This is a genomic window from Corallococcus interemptor, assembly GCF_003668875.1.
GTDB classification, from domain to species: Bacteria; Myxococcota; Myxococcia; order Myxococcales; family Myxococcaceae; genus Corallococcus; species Corallococcus interemptor.
Genome location: NZ_RAWM01000351.1, coordinates 1 through 441, shown reverse-complemented (window position 1 = coordinate 441; position 441 = coordinate 1). Strand labels below are relative to the sequence as shown.

The window sequence follows — 441 nt, the reverse complement described above, 5'->3', positions numbered from 1 at the left end:
TGTCTTCACTTTTGCTAGCGGTGCCATTAGTTGGAAGGCAGCATTGCAATCCAAAGCTGTCTTGTCTACCACTGAAGCAAAATATATGGCAGCTACAAAGGCAGTGAAGGAAGCTATTTGGCTGACAAGCTTGGTTGGAGATCTGGGATTGGAACAGAAGCTGGTTACTGTTTTCTGCGACAGTCAGAGTGCAATCGATCTGACACATAATCCAAAGTATCATGAAAAGACCAAGCACATAGATGTAAGGGCTCATTTCATTCGAGATGTCATCGCCGAGGGTGCTATTGCAATAATTAAAATTGCTACGGCGGAGAATCCAGCAGACATGATGACCAAGACTATTCCAACAGTCAAGTTCAAGCATTGCTTGGACTTGATTAATGTGATCAGTACCTGAGTGCCCTAAGGGGCAGGTGGAGACGGTGAGAGGTGTTAAGT

At 44.9% G+C, this 441-nt stretch carries 1 protein-coding gene; it reads left to right on the top strand.

Features of this window, described 5'->3' with window-relative positions; translation table 11 throughout:
- Positions 1 to 400: Ty1/Copia family ribonuclease HI (locus D7X96_RS40235; RefSeq protein ID WP_158626691.1), on the top strand; the 400-nt coding region annotated here is incomplete at its 5' end.
- Positions 401 to 441: the final 41 nt, after the last annotated feature.